This window comes from Rhodococcus sp. YH3-3 (assembly GCF_001653035.1).
Lineage (GTDB): Bacteria > Actinomycetota > Actinomycetes > Mycobacteriales > Mycobacteriaceae > Rhodococcus_F > Rhodococcus_F qingshengii.
In genome coordinates this window covers 173,902-192,193 of sequence record NZ_BCWH01000004.1, presented here as the reverse complement: position 1 = coordinate 192,193, position 18,292 = coordinate 173,902, and the positions used below count along the sequence as shown (strand labels likewise).

Annotated in this window: 19 protein-coding genes; 15 read left to right on the top strand and 4 right to left on the bottom strand. The window is 63.5% G+C overall.

Annotated elements, in window-relative coordinates; genetic code table 11:
* Positions 1–89 precede the first annotated feature (89 nt).
* From YH3_RS32230 to YH3_RS32195, 8 genes are all read left to right on the top strand, one after another.
* On the top strand, positions 90–1,226 hold the full coding sequence (locus tag YH3_RS32230) for an acyl-CoA dehydrogenase family protein (RefSeq protein ID WP_064444821.1): 1,137 nt from the start codon (positions 90–92) through the stop codon (positions 1,224–1,226).
* Entirely contained in the window at positions 1,223–1,702 is a 480-nt protein-coding gene (locus YH3_RS32225; protein ID WP_064444820.1) for a MaoC/PaaZ C-terminal domain-containing protein, read from the top strand. The genes YH3_RS32230 and YH3_RS32225 overlap by 4 nt, the downstream gene beginning before the upstream one ends.
* Positions 1,702–2,928 (top strand): thiolase family protein, encoded by a 1,227-nt coding sequence (locus YH3_RS32220; RefSeq protein WP_064444819.1) that lies wholly within the window; start codon positions 1,702–1,704, stop codon positions 2,926–2,928. The genes YH3_RS32225 and YH3_RS32220 overlap by 1 nt, the downstream gene beginning before the upstream one ends.
* Positions 2,925–3,341 (top strand): Zn-ribbon domain-containing OB-fold protein, encoded by a 417-nt coding sequence (locus tag YH3_RS32215; protein WP_193777221.1) that lies wholly within the window; start codon positions 2,925–2,927, stop codon positions 3,339–3,341. Before YH3_RS32220 ends, YH3_RS32215 begins: the two co-directional genes overlap by 4 nt.
* Positions 3,338–4,171: an enoyl-CoA hydratase/isomerase family protein gene (locus tag YH3_RS32210; protein WP_082920749.1), complete on the top strand. Its 834-nt coding sequence runs from the start codon at positions 3,338–3,340 to the stop codon at positions 4,169–4,171. The genes YH3_RS32215 and YH3_RS32210 overlap by 4 nt, the downstream gene beginning before the upstream one ends.
* 180 nt (positions 4,172–4,351) lie before the next feature.
* Positions 4,352–5,092, top strand: coding sequence for an SDR family NAD(P)-dependent oxidoreductase (locus tag YH3_RS32205; RefSeq protein ID WP_064444818.1), 741 nt, complete (start codon positions 4,352–4,354; stop codon positions 5,090–5,092).
* Between the two features lie 66 nt (positions 5,093–5,158).
* Positions 5,159–6,403, top strand: a complete 1,245-nt coding sequence (locus tag YH3_RS32200; protein WP_064444817.1) for a cytochrome P450 — start codon at positions 5,159–5,161, stop codon at positions 6,401–6,403.
* Between the two features lie 38 nt (positions 6,404–6,441).
* Positions 6,442–6,657 (top strand): ferredoxin, encoded by a 216-nt coding sequence (locus tag YH3_RS32195; RefSeq protein ID WP_064444816.1) that lies wholly within the window; start codon positions 6,442–6,444, stop codon positions 6,655–6,657.
* 73 nt (positions 6,658–6,730) lie between these two features.
* On the opposite strand, the gene YH3_RS32190 is transcribed toward YH3_RS32195, so the two are convergent.
* Positions 6,731–7,345: a TetR/AcrR family transcriptional regulator gene (locus YH3_RS32190; protein WP_082920733.1), complete on the bottom strand. Its 615-nt coding sequence runs from the start codon at positions 7,343–7,345 to the stop codon at positions 6,731–6,733.
* A 149-nt stretch (positions 7,346–7,494) separates the two neighbouring features.
* On the opposite strand from YH3_RS32190, the gene YH3_RS32185 reads away from it, so the two are divergent.
* From YH3_RS32185 to YH3_RS32175, 3 genes are all read left to right on the top strand, one after another.
* Entirely contained in the window at positions 7,495–8,526 is a 1,032-nt protein-coding gene (locus YH3_RS32185; RefSeq protein WP_064444815.1) for a thiolase family protein, read from the top strand.
* A gap of 3 nt (positions 8,527–8,529) precedes the next feature.
* Positions 8,530–9,042: a VOC family protein gene (locus YH3_RS32180; protein ID WP_064444814.1), complete on the top strand. Its 513-nt coding sequence runs from the start codon at positions 8,530–8,532 to the stop codon at positions 9,040–9,042.
* A gap of 136 nt (positions 9,043–9,178) precedes the next feature.
* Positions 9,179–9,775, top strand: a complete 597-nt coding sequence (locus YH3_RS32175; protein ID WP_064444813.1) for a TetR/AcrR family transcriptional regulator — start codon at positions 9,179–9,181, stop codon at positions 9,773–9,775.
* Positions 9,776–9,793: 18 nt separating this feature from the next.
* Here YH3_RS32175 and YH3_RS32170 read toward each other — a convergent pair whose 3' ends face one another.
* The 3 genes from YH3_RS32170 to YH3_RS32160 are packed head-to-tail and all read right to left on the bottom strand — an operon-like array spanning position 9,794 to position 13,952.
* Positions 9,794–11,002, bottom strand: a complete 1,209-nt coding sequence (locus tag YH3_RS32170) for an NAD(P)/FAD-dependent oxidoreductase (protein WP_064444812.1) — start codon at positions 11,000–11,002, stop codon at positions 9,794–9,796.
* A complete protein-coding gene (locus YH3_RS32165; RefSeq protein WP_064444811.1) occupies positions 10,999–12,747 on the bottom strand; it encodes a class I adenylate-forming enzyme family protein in 1,749 nt (582 codons plus the stop codon). The genes YH3_RS32170 and YH3_RS32165 overlap by 4 nt, the downstream gene beginning before the upstream one ends.
* Positions 12,747–13,952, bottom strand: a complete 1,206-nt coding sequence (locus tag YH3_RS32160; protein ID WP_064444810.1) for a CaiB/BaiF CoA-transferase family protein — start codon at positions 13,950–13,952, stop codon at positions 12,747–12,749. Before YH3_RS32160 ends, YH3_RS32165 begins: the two co-directional genes overlap by 1 nt.
* Before the next feature lie 267 nt (positions 13,953–14,219).
* On the opposite strand from YH3_RS32160, the gene YH3_RS32155 reads away from it, so the two are divergent.
* From YH3_RS32155 to YH3_RS32140, 4 genes are all read left to right on the top strand, one after another.
* Positions 14,220–15,857, top strand: coding sequence for an NAD(P)/FAD-dependent oxidoreductase (locus YH3_RS32155; protein WP_064444809.1), 1,638 nt, complete (start codon positions 14,220–14,222; stop codon positions 15,855–15,857).
* Positions 15,858–15,932: 75 nt separating this feature from the next.
* Positions 15,933–16,676, top strand: a complete 744-nt coding sequence (locus YH3_RS32150; RefSeq protein WP_064444808.1) for an SDR family NAD(P)-dependent oxidoreductase — start codon at positions 15,933–15,935, stop codon at positions 16,674–16,676.
* A 37-nt stretch (positions 16,677–16,713) separates the two neighbouring features.
* Entirely contained in the window at positions 16,714–17,679 is a 966-nt protein-coding gene (locus tag YH3_RS32145; RefSeq protein WP_064444807.1) for an SMP-30/gluconolactonase/LRE family protein, read from the top strand.
* Complete coding sequence (locus YH3_RS32140; protein WP_064444806.1) at positions 17,676–18,290, top strand: nuclear transport factor 2 family protein; 615 nt, start codon at positions 17,676–17,678, stop codon at positions 18,288–18,290. Before YH3_RS32145 ends, YH3_RS32140 begins: the two co-directional genes overlap by 4 nt.
* Positions 18,291–18,292 lie beyond the last annotated feature (2 nt).

The following is an 18,292-nucleotide window of genomic DNA, read 5'->3' as shown; positions in this document are numbered from 1 at the left end:
CGATTGTCTAGAGCGGCTCTAGCCGTTTGCGACAGCGCCGTCTACAGTGATGAAACAAACGATCGTTCGTAGATGGGATGTGGGTCGCAATGGATTTTCGTCATACCGACGAGCAGCGGGCATGGAAAGAGATGCTTCACTCCTTCATGGAGAAGGAGGTGGGCCGCGAGTACACCCGCGAACACGACGAGAACCGTCAGTTCCCGGATGAGGCATACAAGAAGATCGCGGATCAGGGGTGGTTGGGTCTCCTTGTCCCCGAAGAACTCGGGGGCCTTTCGGCGGACCCGGTGTTCTACGCGATCTTCTGCGAGGCAATGGCCAAGTACAGCCTCGACACGGCTGCGTGTGTCATGACCTCGATGTTCACCGCCACCAACATCGTCCGTCACGGCTCCGATGCACAAAAGGCGGAGCACCTGCCCCCCTACCTCGCCGGGGAGCGCAAGTTCAGCGTCTCGATCAGCGAACCGGAAGCGGGTTCCGACGCGGCGGCCGTCAAGACCAAGGCTGTCCTCGACGGTGACGAGTGGGTGCTGAACGGCAACAAGATCTGGTGTTCGGGCGCGCACCTGCCCGGTGCCGTCATCACTGTCCTGGCGCGCACGAGCGAGGACCGCCATAAGGGCATGAGTCTGATCCTGGTGCCCAACGACACCCCCGGCCTGGATATCCAGAAGATGCCCACGATCGTACGACGCAGTCTGGGCACCACCGAGTACTTCATGACAGACGTCCGAGTGCCGAAGGAGAACATCCTCGGCGAGCCCGGGCAGGGCTGGGAGTTCATCAACGGGCACCTCGAGTACGAGCGCCTCGGCCTTGCTGCGTCCTACGTCGGCAATGCACGCACGGCCCTCGACGACACGATCGCCTACACCAAGCAGCGCACACAGTTCGGACGGTCTCTGTCCTCGTTCCAGGTGCTCAAGCACCGCATGGCCGAAAACGAGTGCGAACTACAGGCGGCGCGGCTTCTCGTCTACCAGGCCGCCACCAAGATGGCGCGCGGCGAACGTGCCGTGCAAGAGGTTTCGATGGCAAAGGTGTTCGCGGCCGACGTGGCGTACAAGATCGCCTTCAACGGCATGCAGGCGCTGGGTGGCTACTCCCAGCTCCCCGAGTACGACATGGAGCGGTACTTCCGCGAGGCCAAGCACGGCATGGTCGGCGGCGGTGCCAACGAGATTCAACGCACCATCATCGCCCGGGAGATGGGCTTGTGAGTTGGCGGGACTTAGTGGGCGATCGAGCCTTCGAGGATTTCGAGCTGGGTGAGACCGTGGAGACCGCCGGTCGGACGGTCGAGATGTGCGACATCCTCCAGTTCGCCGGCTTGACGGGTGACAACTATCCACTGCATGTGAACGAGGACTACGCGAAGAACACGCTCTTCGGCGGTCGTATTGCGCACGGGCCCTTGACTTTCGCGTTCGCGGTCGGCCAGGTCGCGCTGACGGGTTGGTACGGAAATGCGATCCTCGCGCTGGTGGAGTGTCAGTCGATGCAGGCAACCGCACCGGTTCGTCCGGGCGACACGATTCGCGTCCGTGCGACGGTCGCCGAACTAGCGGACGCCAAAAGTCCCAAGAATGGAACGCTGCACGTCGACTACGTCGTGCTCAATCAGCAGGAAGAGACTGTCATGACCTTTCACTGGATCATGCTGGCTCGCCGCCGGATCCCACTGGAGAGTAAGTGATGACAGAAACCATCGAGTACGACCTTCCTTACCCGGAGTCCGGTAGCGCGGCCGATGCCGCCTTCATCGGCATCGGGGAGCTGCCGACGGGCAAGTTCGCCGACCGCACGTTCATGGGAGCGCTCGTCGAGGTGTCGGCTCGGGCGATCATCGACGCTGGATTGGGCCCGCGTGACATCGACACGATCCTTCTGATCCCATGCCTGCACGGCGGCCGCGACCAAGCCGACCTGATCTTCTCGCGTCTCGTCGAAGAGCTCGGCCTCAACGGACGAGCCAAGAGCAGCATGATGATCCACTCGGGAGGGTCCACCAGCGACAGCGCCACCCGCGTCGCAGCTGGTCTCATCGCATCGGGGCAGGCCCGCAACGTCCTCATCGCACAGGCCGACCGCTGGGGTTCAGCCCCCGTCACCGACATGGTCGACATGCTCAGCGGATTCGGTATCCCGCGCGAATGGGAAGTTCCGGCCGGTGTCACGTTCAACGCCGTCGGCGCGTTGATCACGCAGCGCTACATGCACGCCAGCCAGTCCACTCCCGAGGAGATGGCATCGATCTGCGTCGCGCTACGCGACTGGGCGCGCCTGAATCCGAACGCAATGTTCAAGGACAAGGAACTGACGGTCGAGAGGGTTCTCTCGTCCAAGATGATCGCCGACCCGATCCACGCCATGGAGTGCCCGATGCTGGCGGACGGAGCGGTGGCGTTGGTGATGACCAGTGCAACCGAGGCACGTCGCACCAAGGACGCGTGGGTACGCATCGCCGGCTCCGGCGGCACCGTCTCGCACTACAGCCTCGGACAGGAAACGGATCTCGCTGTCATGAACTGGCCACGCGCCAGCCGCGAGGCCTACGAGCAGGCCGGGTGGGGCCCTGAGGATGTCGACATCGCGCAGGTCTACGACTCCTACGCTGCCGTGCTGGCACAGGGGCTGGAAGGGCTCGGCCTCGCCCCCGTCGGTGAGGCTGCTCGACAATTCGCCGCAGGAAAGTTCTCCCCGGGTGGTGCGTTGCCGACCAACACCAACGGCGGTCTTCTCTCGGCCGGACACACCGGCGTCGGCGGCGGAACAGCGCTTCTCGCCGAAGGAGTTCGACAGCTCCTCTGGCACGCCGAAGCTCCGCGTCAGGTCGAAGGCGCCACGCGCGCGGCGATCGGGGGGACCGGCGGCACATACATGGACAGCCAAGTGATGCTCCTCGAGAGGGTGACCCGATGACCAACGAACCGATCATGCACGACCTGACCGTCGACTACTACGCGAGTCTCGCCGACGGTCGCCTGACTGTGCAGCAATGCGGTGACTGCGGACACAAGATCATGTACCCGCGGTACCGGTGCACCACTTGCTTCTCCTCCAATCTCGATTGGGCGAACGACACGGGCGAGGGCATCCTGCACAGCTTCACGATCCAAAGGCTGGGAGCTCCCACCGATTTCGGGGCCGACGGGCCCTACGCCATCGGGATCGTCAAGCTCGACTCCGGGCCGCAGATGCTCGGCAGACTCTGGCCGAACGAGGACGGGACGTGGGATCACTACAGATGCGATGATCGGGTCGTGTTCAAGTCGGCCGACTCCGACGAGATCGCGCAGCATCCGGCGGCGTGGTTCGTCACGGCGCCGGCATGAGCGCTGACGCCGCGCGTACCGAGCTCGAGACCTGCTACTACGAGCGAGTCGCCGACGGCGTTGTCGTCCTGACGCTGAACCGTCCGGATCGCGGCAACGGCGTCGTGCCCGAGTTGGCCCGAGATCTGCTGACTGTCCTCGAGACGCTCGAACCGGATCGCTCGGTCCGAGCCGTCGTTCTGACAGGGGCCGGCAAGCAGTTCTCGGCCGGCGCCGACCTGATCGCCATGCGCGACTATCTCCGCCATGAACTCCCCATCACACGTGAGCCGTACAACGCCCGGGTCCTGCACCCGATCACACAGCGTCTGACGACATCGCGGCTCATCTTCATCGCGGCCATCAATGGTGGAGCGACGGCGGGTGGCCTCGACTTCGCGCTGGCCTGCGACATCCGGGTGGCATCGGAGCGTGCCAAGCTGGGGGAGACCTACATCAACATGGGTCTCGCTCCGGGCAACGGTGGCTCGTGGTTCCTGCCCAAGCTCGTCGGTTCGGGCATGGCAGCCGAGCTGGCTCTCACCGGTGAGGTCGTGGACGCTGCTCGCGCCCTGGAGATCGGCCTGGTCGGACGCGTCGTTCCGCACGAGGACCTCATCCCGGTGGCGATCCGCGTCGCCGCGCAGGTAGCCGGTAAACCGTGGCGCGCCCTCGACGCGACCAAGCAGGCGCTGCGTGCGTCCTGGCAAGCAGATTTGACGTCCTCGATGGCCACGAGCTTCTGGACGACGTCGGCTCTGCACCACACGGACGATCTGCACGAGGCGGTCGACGCGTTCGTGGAGAAACGCACGCCGGTCTTCAACAGGGATGTGGCGCAAGACAGTTGAGATGTACGGGCACATGACGAAGGGGCTGCTTCCGTGATGGATGTAGCCCCTTCGTCATGTCGGGACGGATGTGTCTCAACGCTTGACGAATGTGATGCTGGACACTAACCTCAATAAAACAACCACTTGTTTTTTAGCCACGGCCACTAGGCCGCTGTAATCACGATGGAGGGAATTCCTATGACCGGACGCCTGGCAGACAAGGTCGCGATCGTCACCGGCGCAGGTTCGGGGATCGGCGCAGCAACGGCACGTCGATTCCACGAGGAGGGCGCCAAGGTGGTGCTCGCCGACATCTCCGGCGCGGAGGACGTTCTGGCCAAGGAACTCGGCGACGGCGCCCTTGGCGTGTCCACGGACGTGACCAGCGGTGAAAGCGTCCGATCAGTCGTCGCCGCGGCGGTCGACACGTTCGGCAAGCTGGACATCCTCTACAACAACGCCGGCATCGACGGCGAAATCGCGATGGTGGGCGACATGAGCGAGGAGGCTTGGGACAAGGTGCAGGCCATCAACCTGCGCGGGGTGTTCCTCGGCATCCACCACGCCATCCCGGAGATGTTGAAGGGTGGCGGTGGATCGATCATCAACACCGCTTCCATGGCCGCCATGGTCGCGTTTCCGTCCATGGCCAGCTACTGCGCCGCCAAGGGAGGGGTCATCATGCTGACCAAGACCGCCGCTGCCGAATACGCAGCGCAGGGCATCAGGGTCAACACGATCAGTCCCGGCACCATCCAGACCGCCATCACCGACAGCCTCCCGCAGGACATGATCAAGGCCATCATCGGTCGCAACCCTGTCGGCCGTATCGCCGACCCGAGCGAAGTCGCCTCCCTCGCAGTATTTCTGGCCAGCGACGAGTCGAGCTTCATCACGGGCGCAGACCACCTCATCGACGGTGGATACACGCTCCTCTGACCACCGCCGTACACCTCACCTCGTCCGACCCACCGACTTCGCACACATCCGAAATGAGGACACAGCATGACTTCTGAGACTCAGGCACGTTCCTACACGGCACCTACCCAGGCCGACATCGACGAGTCGATCCGCAAGTACGGGCGCGATATCTACAACGACTTCGATCTGGACGACCCGGCGTTCAACGACAAGCATGTCGACATCATCGACGACCTGGTCGCCAAATGCCCGGTAGCGCACAGCAAGGTCGGCAGCGGCTACTACCTCGTGTCGCAAAATCAGCTCGTCCGCGAGGTGGGACAGAACTGGAAGACGTTCTCGGCCGCCGGTGGTTACATGCCGAATCGCCCGGACGGATTGCCGTTCCTGTATCCGGAAGAGTCGGACCCGCCCTTGCATACGGCGTGGCGCCAGGCGCTGAACCCGTTCATGGGACCCGGGGCTATCGCGGAGTACGAGACAACGATTCGCGAGGACGCGAACACCCTCATCGACTCGTTCATCGAGAAGGGCGAGTGCGAGTTCGTCAGCGAGTTCGCGGCGCTCCTTCCGGGCTGGGCATTCTTCAAGAACGTTCTCGGCGTCCCCGTCGAAGACCTCGACAAGCTTGTCGACGGGGTCGAGCAGGGGACGTTCGCTGCTGATCTCGAAGAGCGTGGCGCCAAGTTCGCCTTCGTGTTCGAGTACCTCGGCAAGTACCTCAAGGAACGGTCCGAGCAGCCTCCGCGCGGCGACATGGTCGACATGATCGCTGCCGGTGTGCAGTATGAGGACGGAACGGAGTCGTCGTGGGAAGATCGCGTCTCGGTCCTGGTGGACATGACGTTCGGTGGCATCGCGACCTCCACCTACGTGATGGCGTCGGCGATCAACTGGCTCGCAGCGAACCCGGAGGCTCGTCAGCTCCTGATCGACGATCCCGACACCTACATTCCCCGCGCCATTGAGGAGTTCGCCCGCGTGTTCGCACCGGTCGTGGCACTCGGTCGCACCTGCACCAGGGACGTGGAGCTGGGCGGTCGGCAGTTGGAAAAGGGTGATTTCGTGATGATGGTCTACGCGGGCGCATCACGTGACCCGGAGGTCGTCGAAGACCCGAAGACAATCGACATCACGCGCGAGACTGTGCTGCATTCTGCCTTCGGAGTCGGCATCCATCGCTGCATCGGATCGAACTTGGCTCGTCTCGAGCTTCGTGCGACGTTCGAGGAGTGGCTGCGACGCGTTCCCGAGTACACCGTCGTCGAGCCACCCGTCTACATGACCGGCTACCTGCGGTCGATGCGCACGCTGAAGCTGAAGTTCTGAATCTTTCCGAGCGAGGACACGAAGGAAAGGAGTACGTCGTGAAGGCTTACATCAACGAGGGCGTCGACGGTGGCCAGCAGGGTTGTACCGGACACGCGCGGTGCGAGGCTCTTGCCGGCGACGTCTACCAAGTAGACGACAACGGATACAACCTCTTTCGGGGCACTTCGATCGATGTTCCGCCCGGGCTCGAGGAGTCGGCACGGTACGGCGCCAAGGTCTGCCCCGAGCGAGCCATCAGAATCGAGGAATGACAATCCTCGGTGGTGTTTCGGCGCCGCTCTCAACACTGCGGGCGGCGCCGAATGCACTGGTAGGCCGGGGAGGTCAGCGAGTGCCGAGGCCGAGAGTGAGAACATCCGCAATCGCATCGCCGATCTCGTCGGCCGATGCGGATCCGGTGGGGGAGAACCATTCGGTGGCCGAGCCCAACACGCCGATGATGGACAACGTGGCAACCGTCGGACGTGACGTTCCCAGGAGCGTGCCGTCCTCGATGCCCTCGGCGACGAGACGTTTGAACAACATCTCGTAGTCGCGCCGGACGGCGACCATCTGATCGAGGTTGTCGTTGGTCAGGTAGTGCCACTGATGGAATGTCACTCGTGTCTGATCGAGTGTCACGGCAAGAACGCGCATGTGAGCTCGAATCGCCTCGCGCAGACGTTCGTCGGCAGGCCCGTCCCTCTCGACGATCGGGGCGATGACGTCGGTGAAGTTCCGAACCCCAGACGCGACGATGTCGAGTAGTAGCTTCTCTTTACTCGCGATGTGGGCATAGAGACTGCCGGGCAGAATGCCCACCGCCTCGCTCAGATCACGCATACCGATCACCGGGTAGCCACGTTCGCTGAACAGCCGTATGGCCTCGACCTTGATGATGTCGGGTGTTACGGAAGTGGACTGGCCTTTGGGCTGCGAAGCAGCCGCTTTCCTACCCATGTGCTGTCCTCTCGCCGAGTTTCATGAAATGCCGACGGCCGGGGGAGATTGTCAATCCCTCAGTCCTGAGTCTAGTCTACAAACACACGTTTGTTTTCTGCCGAAAGGGTCACTATGTCGATCTCGACCGCCCCGAGCGAGGCCCACCGATGAGTGTGTCCATCCTCGGAACCGGCATCACCTCGTTCGGGCGCCGACCCGACGACAATATGCGTTCGCTCTCGCAAGAGGCACTCGGCCTGGCGCTGACCGATGCGGGTATCACCGCATCCGACCTGAACATGGTGGTATTCGGCAACGCAGCCGACGGTTTCCTCCACGGCCAGGAGATGATCCGGTCGGAGGTCGCGCTCAGACATGCCGGGCTCGCCGGAGTGCCGATGATCAACGTCGAGAACGCGTGCGCATCGTCGTCCTCGGCCTTCGACGTCGCCTGCATGGCCGTAGCTTCGGGTACCGCGGACGTGGTGCTGGTCATGGGAGTCGAGCGGCTCACGCACCCGACGAAACGGCGCAGCTTCGACGCGCTGGCAACAGCGGTCGACCTCCACGAACACACGGCACTCGCATCGACCGTCGGTGCCACCGGCGCCCCGCCGGAGGTGGAGGGATCCTCCCATTCGCCTCTCATGGATCTCTATGCCGCCAAGGCTCGTTCGTTCATGGAGCGCTCCGGGGTGACGGCCGAGGATCTGGCCCTCGTGTCGGTCAAGAACCGATTCCACGGCTCCCTCAACCCGAAGGCGCAGTTCCAGACGCCGGTCGAGGTCGAGGACGTCATGGCGAGCCGAATGATCTCCGACCCGCTCCGAATGCTCATGTGCTCTCCGATCGGAGACGGCGCAGCAGCAGTCATCGTGGCGTCCAGCGACTACGTCAAGCGCGCTGGAAAACCCGACGTGCGAGTGGCGGGGTGGGCACTGACCTCGAACGGCGCCGACCCTCGGGCGGCGCAGCCCGTGGCGCGGGCCATGGATATCGCGCTGACCCGAGCGCAGCTGTCCGCCCTGGGCGCGACGGGCTGCGCTCAGCTCATCGAGCTCGCCGACCAGCTTCGCGGTCGTGGCGGCGCTCGTCAGGTCGCCGGTGCGCGTGTCGGTCTGGCGCAGAACAGCGGAGGGATACTCGACGATCTCGACGAGGCCGTCGCTGCGGTGACGATCCTGACGCTGAAGGACTGATCGATGTCCACCGGCCTCGGAACGGCATCACAGGTGAGGTCGGTGGACCACATCGCCATCGCGGTGCGCGATATGGTGCCCGCCGCGCGATTGTTCGCAGATGTACTCGGAGCGACGATGGTGTTCGGCGGCGACAACGACGTCACCGGCGTACGCATCCTGAAGCTTGCACTGGCGGGATTCAACATCGAGCTCATGCAGCCCCTGCGGGAAAACAGTGTGCTGGCGGGCCATCTCGACCGCCGCGGCGAGGGCTTCCACCACCTGACCGTCATGGTCGATGACGTGGCACAGACTGTGACAGACCTCGGCGGTGTCGGCCTCGCGGCAGTGGGAACGGACACCTCCTCCCGCCTGTGGTCCGAGACATTCCTGTCGCCACGCGAGACGTTCGGCGCGCTGCTGCAGTTCGCTCGCGCCGATGACACCTTCGGCGTGAGCAATGACGAGTACACGCTCGCCGATGTCCTCGCGGGGCGTGTGGTGTGGCTCAACCAGGTCGCGTGCCTACGTTGAGTGCCGTGCTCTCGTCCTCGGGGCACTCGCCGGACACATGGCACGCCCCCGACCAGTACAGTGATTCCAGCAAAGGTCCTGTTCCAGGGTAGGTCGTCTTCTTGTCCTGGGCACGAGTAGAAAACGCGGTGCGACGATGACAAAGATTGCAGCGGCGGCCGATCTGACGCCTCGCGAGGCAATCGTGCGCGCCGCCACAGAACTCTTCGGCCGTAAGAGTTATCCCGCAACTTCCGTGCGAGACATCGCGGGTGAGGTAGGAGTTCTCGCCGGCAGTCTGTACGCGCACATCGCAGGCAAAGAGGAGCTCCTGCTCGAGATCATCGAACAGGGCATCGAAGAGTTCTACGACGAGGTCACGCGTGCATACAAGTCCGAGGAGTTCGCGGACGCCAAACTGAGGGCGATGATCCTGGCTCACGTCAAGGTCGTCGCGAAGCAACCGCAGCGCACCCAGATCGTGTTCCATCAGTGGCGCTACCTCGGTGAGGAGAACCAGCGTCGCGTTCGCGAACGGCGCGGTGACTACGAGTCACTCTTCACGCTGGTCCTGGAGGAGGGCGTCGCCGAGAGAAGCTTCGCCGCCGACATCGATGTGAAGGTTACGGTGCTCAGCATCCTCGGGTCGCTCAACTGGACCCCTGAGTGGCTGTCCTCGGATGGGCCGACGTCGGTCGAGGAATTGAGCGTGCGACTTTCCGACGCCATGATGAAGGGCGTCCTCGGCCGCTGATCGCGCCCCGTGTGTGGTTCATTGACGTGGGCCGGCTCGATCGAGCCCGGCGACGAATGCTGCCCTGCCCTGCAGGAAACCCCGAGCGCTGTTCGCTCCGAGCACACCGACGACGCGGCCGTTGTCGGTCCAATGCGCCACGAACTTCCCGGATTCCAGGTCGCCCGCGACGATCTCGAGCTCGGCCTCGGATGTCCGCCCACCCACCGACATCAGCCGCAGAGCGCCCTGATTCGACCAGAAGTAGTGCTCGTCGACCCATTCCTCGGGCCCTTGACCCAGTATCGTGCGCGCGACACCCAGTATCGTGCGCGCGACACGTTGCCCGGACTCACCCGCGGCCGTCCAGTGTTGGACCGGTGCGCATGTCTCGTCGACATGGGTGCAGACCACGTCGCCGGCGCCGAAGACACCTTCGACGTCGGTGCGTCCGTCGACGTCGCAGACCAGACCGACGTGGGTGCGGATGCCGGACGCAGAGAGCCAGTCGAGGTCCCGATGAACACCGACGCCGACTACGACCGAATCGGAGAGCACTTCGGATCCGTCGTCGAGTGTCACGATCACCTGCCCCGCCCATCTGGACGCGCGCTTCACCCCCACACCGCACCTGAAACGCACGCCGTGTCCGGTGTGCCACTGCTGCAGCCACGCCGCGAGTTCTGCGCCCAGAGCGAGCTCCAACGGGTATTCGGCGGCCTCTACTATCGTCACCTCGCAGCCGCGGGTCCGGGCCATCGCGGCAACTTCGAGCCCGATGAATCCGCCCCCGACGATGGTCACCGAGCTACCGGGGCGCAGGGCGTCGCGAATCGACCGGGCGTCGTCCGCAGTGCGGAGGTAGTGAACGCCCTCGACTCCGGCCAAGGCCGGCAACCGTCTCGCGCGGGTTCCCGTTGCGACGACGAGACTGTCGTAGCCGATCGGTTCGCTACCCCCTGCCGTCGACACTGTTCGCCCGTGCACGTCGACGCTGACAACCTCATGTCGGGTCCGTACGTCCACGTCGAGCGCGACAGCCTCATCGGGATCGAGGAGCCACGTCGGCTCGGAAGGATTCTGGGGACGCAACATGTCCTTCGACAGGGGAGGCCGGTCGTAAGGGTGATGCGATTCCTCCGTCAGGAGCGTGATCCGTCCCGCGTGCCCGTTCTCTCGGAGGCCCTGGGCGCAGCGGACGGCGGCGATCCCGCCGCCGACGATGACGACGCCGTGTTCGCCGCTCATGAGGCCGGCGCTGTGTCACGCCGGGCCGCGTACTGCGCTGCGCGCTCGACGAGGCGGAACTTCTGCACGCGACCGGTGACCGTGCGAGGCAACTCTGCTGCGTCGACGAAGTACACGACCGCCGGGACCTTGAACCGAGCCAGGCGAGAGGAGCAGTATTCGATCAATTCGGCCGCCTCGGGGACGGCCTCCGGGTTGGCGACGACCCACGCGCAGCCCACCTCGCCCCACCGTTCGTGCGGGATACCGACCACGTGAGCCTCGAGTATGCCGGGATGGTCGTTCAAGACCTCTTCGATGTCACTCGGGATGACCAACTCCCCGCCGAAACGGTAGGACTCTTTCTTGCGACCCGTGAGCGTGAGATAGCCGTCCTCCGACAGGCGACCCAGGTCGCCGGTCACCATCCAGCCACCCTCGGTGAACATGTCCGCGGTCTGCTCCGGCATGTCGTAGTACCCGCGGGTGATGATCGGCCCGCGTACGAGCAGTTCTCCGACCTCGCCGGCAGGGAGATCCTCGCCCGTCACCGGATCCACGACCTTGTAGACGGCGAGCGTCCCGCCGAGTTCCGGGTCACCGGCGATCCCTGCCGGTTTGACGGCTCCGTTGGTGTGGCTGAGACGTTCTATCGAATCTCCCGGACGTGTGCACATCGTCGACGCCGTGGTCTCGGTCTGACCGTAGGCCGTGAAGATCCGCTCCACACCGAGTGTCTCCCGGATGCGATCGAACATGCCGGGGGCGTGAACGGAACCGGAGGAAAACACCGTCGTCAGGCTGGAAAGGTCGTACGACGAGGTACTTGCTTCCTCGAGCAGCACGCTGGTCATGGCAGGCACGCACATGATCTCGTCCGCCTTGTGCTTCGCGACGGCGGCGAGCATGTCGGCCGCGCTGAACGAGCACTTGGGGACGGTCGAGCCACCGACGAACATCGTTGCGATCGTAGCTTCCACGTATCCGAACACGTGGTAGAGCGGCAAGGCATACATGATCCGGTAGCCGTCGCTCAAGGCCCGTGTGTACGCGCTGGAATAGGCGGTACGCAGGATGCCGTCGTGGCTCAGAGTCACGCCCTTGGCCTTGCCGGTCGTCCCGGATGTGTAGAGCAGGTCCGAGGTGGAGTCGGGATCGACCGAGGCGGTCAGAGCCGCAATGGTCTCGTTGCTCACGTCTGCACCGAGGGCGATCAGATCTTCCACGGAGCGCCCGCGACTCGGCGGCGTACTGCTGGTCCCGAAGACGAACACGTCGCGAAGCTCGGTGAGTACATCGCCGCCACCGCAGCTCTCCCACCCCGGGATCAACTGATCCAGCTCGGATGTGTAGTCGAGGCCGCGGAACTCGTCCATCGTGATCAGGACCTTGGAGCGGGACTGGCCCAGAACGTAGCCGAGCTCTCGGTGCCGCAGCATGAAGTTGACGCTCACCGATACAGCACCGAGGCGCGCCACAGCAAATTTCAGCGCCACGGCATGGGGGTAATTCGCCATCACGACGGCGACATGATCGCCGGTCCGGATACCGATGGAATGTAAGCCCGCTGCCAATCGAGTGGAGAGCTCGGCGACATCGGCGTAGGAGTACGTGCGCTCGTCGGTCACGATCATCGGCCGGTCAGGATGAGCCACCGCGACGTGATCCAACAATTGCGCGAGTGAGCGAGGGGCCCAGGTCTGCCACCGCTGCTCGAGTTCTTCGCGCCGTTGCTCGCTCTGGCCCGGCAGGGCGTCCTTGGTCATCACGCGACTTCCGGTCCTTTCGTGCGCGCCGACGCTTGAATGACGGCGGCTACTTCGTCGGGGGTGAATCCGGCCTCGGCGAGAACGGATTCCGTGTGTTCACCGACGGAGGGTGCCTGGCGGCGAGACGCGGAGCGTTCACCGTCCATAGGGAGGTGGATCTGCAGAAGATCGGCAATCCTGCCCTCGTCCGCCGGTGCAATCATGTTGCGTTCCAGTGTGAGTGGGTGCGCGAGCGTCTCGGCCAGGTCGTTGACAGGGCCTACCGGAATACCGGCTGCGGAGATGATGTCGAGCCACTCCCCGGAACCCTTGGTCACGAGAATTTCTTGTAGCAGAGCGGCCAGTTCGTCGCGGTTCGCAAGTCTGCGGTCCATCGTGACGAAGCGTGCATCGGTGGCGAGCTCGACCGGTCCGAGCGTCCGGCAGAGCGTGGTGAACATCCGGTCCGTGGAGGTAGCGATCATGATCGGCCGATCCGAGGTGCTGAAGATCTGGTACGGAGCCGCGCTGGGAGCCGCGGACCCGAGGCGCCCCGGAAATGTGCCCGTGCCCAGGTATCCGATGATCTGGTGGCACATCATGAAGAGTCCGGTGTCGATGAGAGTCGCTTCGACCTTCTGCGCCTCACCCGACTTGTCACGCCTGACCAAGGCACCCTGGACGGCGAGCGCTGCCCACAGACCCGTCGAGATGTCGATGACCGACGGTGCGGCTCGGACGGGCCCACCGTCCGGCTCTCCCGTCATCTCCATGATGCCCGTGAAGGCTTGCACCAGAGCGTCGTAGCCGGGGCGGTCGTGTCCCAGCGGGCCGGTGCCGAAAGCGTTGACCGAGACATGGACGAGCGCCGGGTTGGCGTTCGTCATCTCCTCGAACCCTAGGCCGAGGCGCGACGCCACGCCCGGACGGAAGGACTCCACCACCACATCCGCAGACGCGGCCAACCGCAGGACGGCGTCACGGCCGGCTCCGGATTTCAAATCGATCGCGGCGCTGCGCTTGTTGCGGTTGACGGTGTGGAACACCGTCGCTTCGCCCGCCCAATAAGGGGGAAGGGAACGGGTGGCGTCGCCGTGGACGGGACGCTCGATCTTGACGACGTCCGCGCCCATATCGGCGAGGATCAAGCACGCCAGGGGGCCGGCGATGTTCTCACTGAGATCGAGAACCCGCAGCCCGGCGTAGGTTTCTTGGAAGTGCACCAGGCATACCCCTTCATCAATTTACTAACAATCACTTGTTTGTTTACACGACAATGTTCATGTGGTCAAGGTCTCATTATCGTCCGACCCCGTTTCGTCGACACAGACTTCGGTCCGTCCGGACGTGATGTTGACGCAGCCACGCCCTCGTGCCACAGTTAACAAACAATCGTTTGTACGGAAGGCTTGGGCTGCCCGTCTGGACATCCGAGACACGATGCAACGCGCGCGACCTCGAAGCGGGGTCCATGGAGAGGAAAATGCGACATGACAAAAGAACCCGACTTCGATGTCCTCGTGATCGGAGCAGGCCTGAGCGGTCTTTACCAGGCTTACCGGCTGCGGGAGATGGGCTACACGGTGTTGGGCGTCGAAGGGGCGGATGACATCGGGGGCGTCTGGCACCACAATCGCTACCCGGGATGCCGTATCGACTCCGAGAGTGAGGTGTACGGCTACTTCTGGAACGACGAGTTGATGCAGGAATGGAACTGGTCGGAGCGGTTCGCAGCGCAGCCGGAGGTCTTGAGCTACATTCACCGCGCCGCCGAGATCATGGACATTCGTAAGGACTTCATCTTCAACGCCAAGGTCGACAAGGCTGTGTTCGACGAGGAGAACAACCTCTATACCGTCGGTTTCCAGCAGGCGTGGCGGGCGCCGGTGACCGCACGTTTCGTCTTCTCTGCGCTCGGACCCCTGTCCACCCCGCAGATGCCGAACCTCCCCGGTATCAACACCTTCAAGGGCGAGAGCTACCACACCGCGAACTGGCCCCGCGATCCCGAGGGCTTCGGTCCGGCGAAGATGGACTTCACCGGCAAACGAGTCGGTGTCATCGGCGTCGGGTCGACCGGCGTGCAGACGATCCAGGAGATGGCGAAGGTGGCAGATCACCTCACCGTGTTCCTCCGCGACCCGAACTGGTGCACGCCGCTCGGCAACGGCCCGATGACTCAGGAGCGCATGGACTACATCAAGTCCAATTACCACGAGTTCACGGCCAAGTGCGACGCGTCTCTGGCAGGTTTCCCGCACGAGTTCATCGAGAAGAACCTTTTCGATGTGCCGAAGGAAGAACGCGACGCGAAGCTCGAAGAGCTGTACAAGGGACCCGGCTTCTCGCTGTGGCTGGGCGCGTACCACGACGTGCTGACGGACCCGGAGGCGAACAAGTATGTCTCCGACTTCGTGGCGCAGAAGATTCGTGATCGCGTGAAGGACCCCCGCACGGCCGAAGCCCTGATTCCCAAGGACCACGGCTTCGGGACGAAGCGAATTCCGCTCGAGACCAAATATTACGAGGTGTACAACCAGGAGAACGTCTCGCTCGTCGACCTCCACTCGACCTCGATCACTCGCGTGACGCCCCAGGGCATCGAGACCCCGGAGGGACTGCACGAACTCGACGTCATCATCTACGCGACCGGCTTCGACGCAGTCAAGGGCTCGTGGAATCGAATCGACATCCGCGGTGTCGACGGCGTCGCGCTGAAGGACGAATGGAACAACGGCCTCAAGACGTACATGGGAATGCAGTGCCCCGGCTTCCCGAACTTCTTCATGCTCGTCGGACCGCAGAGCGGCGCCACGTTCTGCAACATCCCGCGGTGCTCGGCCATGGCCATCGACTGGCTCAGCGACATGATGATCAAAGCGAAAGAGGATGGCGTCACACGCATCGAACCCGAGCTCGAGGCTGCGGAAAGCTTCACGACCTACGCGTCGAAGCTGCAGGGCAAACTGCTGCTCGGTCAGACGAATTCATGGTTCACGGGTATCAACCAGAACATTCCGGGCCGCGACAAGCGTGAGGTGCTGCTGTTCGTCGGCGGCAATCCACGATTCCGTGCGTACTGCGACGACGTGAAGGAACACGACTACAAGGGCTACGTCATGTCTTGAGGCGCGCCGTATCCGACACGAACGAAGGAGAGAGTGTCCAGATGAAAAGAGTGTCCAGATGAAAAGAGTGTCCAGATGAGCCGACTTGCGGGAAAGACAGCTGTGGTAACCGGGGGAGGGGGCGGGCTGGGTGCCTCTATCTCCACTGCCATGGCCGCCGAGGGTGCGCACGTCGTGGTGGTCGACCGAAATGCGGAGCCTGCCAGTGAGATCGTCGACCGCATCGTGGCGGCAGGTGGCTCGGCCACGGCCGAAATACTCGACATCGGAGACCGTCAGGCAGTGGTGGACTTCGGTGTCCGAGTGGTCGAGGCGCACCCCGAGATCGACATCTTGGTCAACAATGCCGGGATCTCGCCTCGCAGCAGACCCGGCGATGACGATCAGGCCGAGAAGTGGGACCAGATCGTCAGCGTCAATCTCACCGGACAATGGGACCTGACCGTTGCGCTTCTGCCCGCTCTGAAGCATCAGGGTGTGAGCGTTATTTTCCTGTCGTCGATCGCTGGGTTCACCGCGCCGCGCTCGAGTGCTGCCTACGGTGCGACCAAAGCCGGCATCCGATCCCTGGTCCAGTACTTCTCACGCACGCTCGGTCCCACCGGTGGCCGGGCCAACGGCTTGGCGCCTGGGCGGATGAAGAGCGGTCTGATGACGGTCACTGGAGACGGAAACGCTAAATTCCTGCAGCGGGTTCCCCTCGGTCGAGTCGGCGAGACCGACGAAATCGCCGGTCCGGCAGTCTTCCTCGCTTCCAACGAATCGTCCTACGTGACGGGGACGACCATCCCTGTCGATGGCGGATACCTGGCGCTCTGATGCGATATCACCGACGCAGATCCACGAAGGGAGCCGTATGACACTGACGGAAATCGAGCCGTTTCGACCCGAAGACCTCGGTCGCGTGGGGTTCGGGCTGAACCGCCCGGAATGTGTGCTTGCGGCACCCGACGGGTCGCTGTACACCGGCGACTGGACGTTGGGTATCGCGCAGATCGACCCGGACGGACGCACCGAGTCTGCGGTGGAGACGGATCTGGTCAGCAACGGTTTTCGCCCGAACGGGATCGCGATGACGGTCGACGGTGACTTCCTGTTCGCAAATATGGGCCGAGCAGGAGGTGTGTGGCGGGTCGGACGGCGCGGTGAGGCACGACCTTTCGCGACCGATCTCGACGGAAAGCCGATCCCACGCACCAACTTCGTGCTCGTCGACGGTGACCGCACATGGATCACCATCAGCTCGCGGGGACGCAAGCACGAGCACTTCACCGCCGACGAGGACACCGGACAAATCCTCTTGGTTCGCGACGGCGTGACCAGCGTCGTCGCAGACGGGCTCAACTGGACCAACGAGGTCAGGTTGTCCCCCGACGGCGCGCACCTGTTCGTCAACGAGACCTTTGCCTGCCGCACGACACGCTACGACGTCGCGGCCGACGGCACGTTGAGCAATCGCGTCCAGATTCGCTACCCGGGCGATACGTATCCAGACGGGATGGCGTTCGACGCAGAGGGCGCACTGTGGGTCGTCTGTGTCATCTCCAACCGCATCATCCGTATCGAACCGGATTTATCCTGGTCAGTACTGTTCGAGGACGCTGACACCCGAGACCTCGAAGCGGTCGCGTCGGCACACGCGTCCGGAAGCTTGACGTGGCAGAAGATTTCACGAAGTCGCGGTTCACAATTGTCGAACCTGTCCAGCATTGCTTTCGGCGGCCCCGATCTGAGAACCATCTACCTCGGCGGGCTTGGTATGGACGACATCCAGGTGCTGCCATCGCCGGTCGCCGGACACCCGATGGAGCACTGGCGATGAGCGACCGAGCCGACATCGACGCTCTCGTTCGCACACTCGCGGATCGTCAGGCCATTCTCGACTGCCTCATGCGCTACAGCCGTGGGGTCGATCGCCTGGATCGCGACATTCTGCTGTCCGTCTATCACGACGACGCGATCGACGACCACGGCATGTTCGTGGGCGGACGAGAGGAATTCGCCGATTGGGTCATCGGCATGCACAGCACGTTGCACATGAGCCAGCAGCACTGCTTGTTCAACCACACATGTGAACTGGACGGCGATGTCGCGCACACCGAGACCTACTACATGTTCGTCGGGATGAACCGCGAGGGACCGCCCCTGGTCATGAGCGGTGGTCGATACGTCGACCGTTTCGAGAAAAGAGATGGGGTGTGGGCCATCGCTCACAGAGTGTGTCTGCGTGATTGGATCCCGCTCGATCGGGTCCCGGACCCCCACGATCCGTTTGCCTTCACCGCAGTCAAGGACGGACTGCCGCCGGCCATGGCATCGCTGATGGTCACTGCTGCGCTGTCTGCCCGCGACAGATCCGATCCCTCGTATGCGCGTCCGTTCATGACCGATCCCGACCGCATCGCCGAGGGCGCCCGAGCAAACGAAAGTTGACG